General features: G+C 70.1%; 5 protein-coding genes, 1 tRNA gene and 1 pseudogene. 4 read left to right on the forward strand and 3 right to left on the reverse strand.

From position 1 onward, the window contains the following. Positions 1-379: pseudogene (locus tag G6026_RS07675) on the reverse strand (hypothetical protein); the annotation flags it as partial. Positions 380-502: 123 nt separating this feature from the next. Here G6026_RS07675 and G6026_RS07680 point away from each other — a divergent pair. Further along, positions 503-1,147, forward strand: a complete 645-nt coding sequence (locus tag G6026_RS07680; RefSeq protein ID WP_231750500.1) for a M48 family metallopeptidase — start codon at positions 503-505, stop codon at positions 1,145-1,147. A gap of 19 nt (positions 1,148-1,166) precedes the next feature. Here the strand turns inward: G6026_RS07680 and G6026_RS07685 are convergent, their stop codons facing one another. Beyond that, entirely contained in the window at positions 1,167-2,540 is a 1,374-nt protein-coding gene (locus tag G6026_RS07685; RefSeq protein ID WP_182612826.1) for a zinc-dependent metalloprotease, read from the reverse strand. A 79-nt stretch (positions 2,541-2,619) separates the two neighbouring features. Between G6026_RS07685 and G6026_RS07690 the strand changes: the two genes are divergently transcribed. The 3 genes from G6026_RS07690 (at position 2,620) to G6026_RS07700 (ending at position 6,967) form a co-directional block, all read left to right on the forward strand. Then, positions 2,620-3,678, forward strand: coding sequence for a PDZ domain-containing protein (locus G6026_RS07690; protein ID WP_107755968.1), 1,059 nt, complete (start codon positions 2,620-2,622; stop codon positions 3,676-3,678). Positions 3,679-3,744: 66 nt separating this feature from the next. After that, on the forward strand, positions 3,745-6,777 hold the full coding sequence (locus G6026_RS07695; protein WP_182612827.1) for a UPF0182 family protein: 3,033 nt from the start codon (positions 3,745-3,747) through the stop codon (positions 6,775-6,777). Positions 6,778-6,890: 113 nt separating this feature from the next. Then, positions 6,891-6,967: transfer RNA gene (locus G6026_RS07700), tRNA-Met, on the forward strand. Positions 6,968-7,027: 60 nt separating this feature from the next. On the opposite strand, the gene G6026_RS07705 is transcribed toward G6026_RS07700, so the two are convergent. Then, positions 7,028-7,366: enoyl-CoA hydratase-related protein (locus tag G6026_RS07705; RefSeq protein ID WP_241727978.1), on the reverse strand; the 339-nt coding region annotated here is incomplete at its 5' end.

Consider the following 7,366-nt stretch of genomic DNA (forward strand, 5'->3'; position numbering starts at 1 on the left):
GCGGCCGCGGGGCCGGCACCGGCTCGGGGGTGGCGGTGTGCGGGCCGAGGAACCGGACGTGGCCGAGTTCGGCCAGGCGGACGAGGATCCCCGCGACCGCGGGGAGATCTGCGGCGTCGACCCCCGCCCGGGAGGCGGCGTCGTCGAGGTCGGACCCGCCTTCGAGCTCGAGGAGCAGTGCCGCCAGACCCCGGGGTCCGCACGACCCGGGGGCGGCCACCACGACCGCGCGGTCCGGTGCGAGTCCCACCTGAACCGAGTCGTGGTCCCTCACCACCACGACGGTCCCGGCCCGCAGGACGGCCCGGACGGGATCCCGCGGGGTGGGTCTTATCGCGGTGTGGGGTGGACGCACTCCGGAGGGGGTCGCTGATGACACGAGCACATCGTGGCACGCACGTGGTCGTCGCGGGGACGCTCGTCGGCGGCCTGTCCACAGCCCGGTGCACCTGGTGCGACCTGTGGAGAACAGAGAGGTCGCCCGTCGTCTAGCGTGGTCGGCGTGTCACCCACGCCCCAGCCGGAATCCGACGTCGATCAGGGTTCGGTACCCGCTGACGGGCTGCCCACCAGCCCTGATGACCCCAGGATCGAGGTGCGGCGGTCGCGTCGTCGCACGAGGACGGTCTCCGCGCGAGTGGAGGACGGGGCCGTGGTGGTGCTCATGCCGGCCGGGCTGCCCCGGGCCGAGGAACGTCGGCTCGTCGCCGACATGCTGTCGCGACTGCGTCGTTCCGCCAGGCGGTCGGGGGCCAGGGCGTCCGACGAGGACCTGATGCGACGTGCGACCTCGCTGTCGGACAGGTGGATGGACGGACGCGCGCGACCTGGGTCGATCCGGTGGGTGCCCGCGATGACCACCCGGTGGGCCTCGTGCTCCCCCGCGTCGGGGGAGATCAGGGTCAGCGAGGCGCTGCGGGAGGTCCCCGCGTACGTGCTGGACTACGTCGTCGTGCACGAACTCGCCCATCTCGTGGTGCCCGGCGGTCACACCCCGGATTTCTGGGAGGTGGTGCGACGCTATCCGCGGACCGAGCGTGCCATGGGCTTTCTGGAGGCCCACTCCAGGACTCTCGCGCCGGGGTCCGGCGGAGCCGCGGATGGCGGCGAGGCGGTGGGGGACCTCGTGCAGGACGACGGCCCCTGACCTCAGACGGGCCGGCAGCTCAGGAGTCCCCCGCCGGTCCGTTCGCGTCGCCGCCGGATCCCGTGCCGGGACCGCCCCCGGACTCGCGGAGGAACTTCTCGATCTCGTCGACCCCGGACTGGTCCCCGGTGGTCTCGTCGAGCAGCCGGTCGATCACCGCGGCCGGGTTCTCGAGGTCCTCGCCCACGGGGAGCAGGTCCGGGTGGCTCCACAGGCCGTCCCGGCGGTCCGTGCCCACCGCCTCGGAGACCCGGCGCCACAGCTCCGAGGCCTCCCGGGCCTTGCGTGGGCGCAGTTCGAGACCGACGAGACCGGCGAAGGCCTGCTCTGCCGCCCCACCGGTGGCGCGACGGCGTAACCACATCTCGCGTAGTTTGTCGGCGCTGGGCAGGCGATCGCCGACCGCGGCGGTGACGACCGCGTCGACCCAGCCCTCGACCAGGGCGAGCAGCGTCTCGAGACGGCCGAGCGCCGCCTCGTTGACATTGGTGACCTTGGGCCCGATGGCACCGGCCCCGCCGGACAGCAGCTCCTGGAGCTTGGCGGGGTCCTGGAGGATGGACGGGTCGAGACCGGAGGCGAGGTCGTCCAGTCCCGAGGTGTCGACCCGGATACCGCGGGCGTACTCCTCGACGGTGGCCAGGACCCTCGCCCGGAGCCAGGGTGCGCCCGCGAACAACCGGATGTGGGCGGCCTCCCGCGCGGCCAGGAACACCAGGACCTCCTGGCGTGGGAGGTCGAGTTCCTCCGCGAACGCGTCGATCGCGGTCGGGCACAGGGCGCTCACACCGTCGTCCGCGAACGGCAGGCCCACCTCAGAGGAGAACAGCACGGCGGGGGCGAGCTTGCCCAGTCCCTGACCGAGTTGCATCCCGAAGCCCATGCCGCCCATCTGGTCGAGCATCCCCAGTAGTGGTCCGGCGAGTTGGCGCGCCTCCTCCGGCATCGCCCCCTTGGTGGCCGAGTTCATCTGTTCGGCGACCGGGGTGCAGATCTTCTCCCAGGTGGGCAGGGACTGTTCGACCCACTGCTGGGGCGTCCACACCTCGGTCCGGTGGACGCCGGAGGGGAACACGGTGGTCTCGTCCAGCCACAGCTCCGCGAGGCGGATCGACTCCTGCGCGGCGGTCCGGGAGGCCTCGGACACGACCGGGGTGCGTCCGAGGGCCTGCAGGGCCACGGTGCGCGCGAGCTGGTAATTGACCGGGCCCGTGGAGCCGGGTCCGGTCATCGCCGATCCCATGGAGCCGAGCATCTGACCGAACTGGGAGAGCATCTGACCGAACTGGCCGAACTGGGAGGGGTCGAAACCGCCGGGGCCGCCCGGGTCGCGGCTCCGGTCGTCGTCGCGACCGTCGTCATCGGAAGCGGAGAAACCGAAGGGCTGGTTCATGCCACAACGGTACAGCCCCTCGGGTGCGCAGGTCCGGGCCCGACGTCACGGTATCGGCTCGCGGACTACCCTTGCCCCCGTGAGTCGCCGACTGCTGACCCTCCTCGCCGCTCTGGTCCCGGCGGTGCTGCTGCTCGTCCTGGCCACCTCCGCGACGGTTCCGCTCGTGTCCATGGGCCCCGGACCCACCTACGACACGTTCGGCGACGTCCGTGTCGAGGGCGAGGACGGGGTGGAGACGGTCCCCGTCATCGAGATCAGCGGCCGGGAGGCGGACGAGACCTCCGGTGCGCTGCGGATGACCACGGTCGCGGTCCGGGACAACCTCACCCTCCTCGAGGCCACGAGGTTCTGGCTGGACCCGGTGCAGGTGGTGGTCCCGCGTGACCAGGTCTTCCCCCCGGAACGGTCCCGGGACGAGGTCCGCGAGTCCAACGCCGCCGAGATGGTGGGTTCGGAGAACTCCGCGGAGGCCGCCGCCTACAGGTACCTGGGGATCCCGATGCAGCCCAGGGTCGAGGCCGTCGACCCCGAGGGCGCGGCCGCCGACCGCCTCCGTGAGGGTGACGTCCTGACCTCGATCGACGGCGAGCGGGTCTCCGACGCCACCGCGGTGGTCGAGCAGGTCAGCGCCCGGCGGCCGGGCGAGGAGGTCTCGATCGGGTTCACCAGGGACGGGCGCGAGGAGACGACGACGACGACGTTGCAGCCCGCCGGTCCGGACGGCGATCCCGACCAGGGGCGCCTGGGCATCCTCGTCGGTGACACACCGGCGGACGGCACCGACGTCGACATCAACATCGACCCGAACGTGGGGGGCCCCTCGGCGGGGCTGGTGTTGGCGGTCGCGATCGTGGACAAGTTGTCACCGGGGGAGTTGACGGGCGGCGCGCAGGTCGCGGGATCGGGCACCATCCGGCCCGACGGCACCGTCGGCCCGATCGGCGGGATCACCCACAAGATCCGGGCCGCCCGGGAGGCGGGGGCCACGGAATTCCTCGTCCCGTCCGCAAACTGTGCGGAGGCCGTGCAGGACCCACCGGGAGGGATCCGCCTGATCGAGGTGGACACGCTCCGGGGCGCGCTGGAGGCGCTGGAGGAGGCCGTTTCCGGGGGGCAGCCACCGACCTGCGGGTGAGCCGGGGCTTTTCCGTAAGGTGGATTCCACGAGCATGTCCGCCCCAGCAGTCCAGGAGCTTCCCCGGTGTCCGTCCGCCCGCCCGGTAATCCCGGTCGGCCGATCGCGATCTCACGTCGCGGCCGAGCCGTCGCCATCTCTATCGTCATCCTCATCGTCCTGATCCAGGTGCTACCGAGGATCAACTCCACGTACACGAACTGGCTGTGGTTCTCCTCGGTCGACGCCACCACCGTCATGAGGACGGAGCTGCTCACGCGGATCGGTCTCTTCGTCGTGGTCGCCCTGCTCGTGGGACTCGCGGTCGCCGCGGGCATCCTGCTGGCCTACCGGTACCGTCCGGTCTTCCTGGCACAACCGGGGATGCCGGACGCGCTGGCGAGGTACCGGGCCGCTCTCGGCGACTCACCGGCCAAGACCGTGCTATGGGTCCCCGTCGGGCTCGGACTGCTCGCCGGTTCCGTGGCTCAGACGGGCTGGCAGTCGGTTCTCGCGTTCTTCAATTCCACCCCGTTCGGGCAGACCGATGCCCAGTTCGGGATCGACATCTCCTTCTACGCGTTCGAGCTGCCCCTGTGGCGATCGCTCGTCACCTGGCTCATGGTCGCCGTGGTCCTGGCGTTCCTCGCCAATCTCGTCACGCACTATCTGTTCGGTGGGCTCCGACCCGGTGCGCGCGAAGGGGCGTTGACCCGCGCCGCGCGGATCCAGCTGGTCAGTCTCGCGGGACTGTTCATCCTGCTCAAGGCGGCGGCGTACTGGCTCGACCGGTACGAGCTGCTGTTCCGCGAGAACGCGACGTTCACCGGTGCCGGACACACCGACGTCAACGCCCTGATCCCGGCCAAGATCTTCATGTTCTCCGTGGCGATCGTCTGTGCGATCGCCTTCTTCTCCGCGATCGTGATCAGGGATCTGCGGATCCCCGCGCTCGCCACCGTGCTCCTGCTGTTCTCCGCGCTCGTGGTGGGATCGGTCTGGCCGCTGGCGGTCGAGCAGTTCTCGGTCAACCCCAACCGCGCCGAGAAGGAACGGGAGTACATCGCCCGCAACATCGAGGCCACGCGGGCCGCGTACGACATCGGTGACGACCGGGTGACGTACATCGAGGGCTGGGGCTCGGCGGATCCGAACCCGCGGGAGGCGGGGTCGGACGTCACGACGCTGTCCAACGTCCGCGTGCTCGACCCGAACGTGCTCTCGCCCACCTTCACCCAGCTTCACCAGCTGCGCAACTTCTACGGTTTCCCCGAGACGCTGGGTATCGACCGGTACACGATCGACGGTGAGATGCGGGACTACCTCGTGGCCGCGCGCGAGCTCAACCCGGAGTCCCTGCAGGCCAACCAGCGTGACTGGATCAACCGGCACACCGTCTACACCCACGGCAACGGGTTCGTCTCCGCGCCCGCCAACCGGGTCAACGAGATCGCCGACGACGCGGGCTCGGACCGCGGAGGCCTGCCGAACTTCCAGATCTCGGACCTCGAGGCCATCAACAGCGGGCAGGAGATGGTGATCCCGGTGACCCAGCCGCGGACCTACTTCGGTCCTCTCATCGCCCAGGCCGACCCCGACTACGCGATCGTCGGTGACAACGGTGAGGGTCCCCGTGAGTACGACACGGACACCGAGCAGTACACCTACACCGGTGAGGGCGGTGTCCCGATCGGCAACTGGCTCAACCGCACGGCCTATGCGCTGAGGTTCGCCGAGCGAAACATCCTGCTGTCCAGTCTGATCGGCCCGGACTCCAAGATCATCTACGACCGCGACCCCCGGGACCGTGTCCAGAAGGTCGCGCCGTGGTTGACGACCGACACCAACACGTACCCGGCCGTGATCGACGGCCGGATCAAGTGGATCGTTGACGGCTACACCACGCTCAAGACGTATCCCTACGCCGAACTGAGTTCCCTGGAGGCCATGACGGCCGACTCCACGAACGAGGCCGGCGGTCGGGTCCTGCCGGACGAGAAGGTCTCCTACATCCGCAACTCCGTCAAGGCCACGGTCGACGCGTACGACGGCACGGTGGACCTCTACGCGTTCGACGAGTCGGACCCGGTGCTGCAGACCTGGATGAAGGCTCTGCCCGGGATCGTGCAGCCCCGGGAGGCCATCTCGGAGGAGCTCGAGCAGCATCTCCGGTACCCGGAGGACCTGTTCAAGGTCCAGCGTGAGCTGCTGGCCCGGTACCAGGTCGACGACCCCGGTCAGTTCTTCACCAACGACGCCTTCTGGTCGGTGCCGTCCGATCCCACGGTGACCTCGTCGATCCAGAACCCGACCCCGCCCCCGGGTGGGCCGGCCGGTGGACCTGCGGGTACCCAGGCCGCGAATGCCGGTCCTGTGGAGGGGCCGAGTCAGCCGCCGTACTACGTGGTGGTCTCCGATCCGACCGACCCCGAGTCGGACGAGCCCTCGTTCCAGCTCATCTCCGCGTTCCGCGGGTACGAGCGCGAGTTCCTCGCGGCGCACATGTCGGCGAGCTCGGACCCGGACACCTACGGCGACATCACGGTCCGGGTGCAGCGGCCCACGGAACCCCTGGCGCAGGGACCCAACCAGGCGCAGGACATCATGATCGCCTCCCCGGCGATCGCGGAGGACCGCCGACTGTGGGGCGAGACGGCCGAGATCACCGAGGGCAACCTGCTCGCGTTGCCGCTGGCGGATGACTCCGTCCTGTACGTGGAGCCCATCTACACGCAGCGCAAGGACCAGGACTCCGCGTTCCCCAGGCTGCTCCGCGTGATGGTCAGCTACGACCGCGCGGTGGGTTACGCGCCGACGCTGTACGAGGCGCTGCGCCAGGTGGGTATCGAGGCCGACCCGGACGTCGTGCGGATCGACGAGAGCGGCGAGGCGGAAGCCGAGGCGGAGGACGCCGCGTCTCCCACCGCTGCCACCGCTCCGCGCCCGGCGGCCCCGGCCACCGGGGGGACGGACGAAGCCGCGCGTGCCGCAGCCGTGCGGGACATCAACCAGGCGCTGAATGCGGTCCGCTCGGCCCAGGGCGGGGACCTGTCCTCACTGGGCCGGGCCCTGGAGGATCTGCAGGAGGCCGTCGACGCCTACCAGGCCCTCGGGAACTGAGTTGACCTGCATGAATGGCAGCCGCAGTGTGAGTTGAGTCATGTTCCGGTCGTTCCGCGTTCACCGATTTGCCTTCCGCGGTGAGTGGCACGTAGTGTCATAGACGCAAACGACGCGGGGTGGAGCAGCTCGGTAGCTCGCTGGGCTCATAACCCAGAGGTCGCAGGTTCAAATCCTGTCCCCGCTACCACGCACTCAGGCCCGGTTCCCCAACAGGGGAGCCGGGCCTGAGGCTATTTCGGCGAAGTGGCTAGCGGCCGGTCCAGCGGGGCTCCCGCTTCTCGGCGAACGCGGCCACGCCCTCTCTGGCGTCGTCGGACAGGATCACGGGGCCGGCCATCTCGCTCTGGCGTCCGAACGCCTCGTCCGGGCTCCAGGTGGGTGCCTCGTCGACGATCTTCTTGCCGACCCTCACCGAGAGGGGGGCGTTGGCGGCGATGCGCCGGGCCGTCTCCATCGCCGTCTCCAGGGCCCTGCCCTCGGGTACCACGGTGTTCACCATTCCCAGTTCGGCCAACCTCGCGGCGGGGAGGGCGTCGCCGAGCAGGGCGAGTTCCAGGGCCACCGGCCTCGGCAGACGGGTGGCCGA

The organism is Dietzia sp. DQ11-38-2 (genome assembly GCF_014145055.1).
In the GTDB taxonomy this organism is placed as follows: Bacteria; Actinomycetota; Actinomycetes; order Mycobacteriales; family Mycobacteriaceae; genus Dietzia.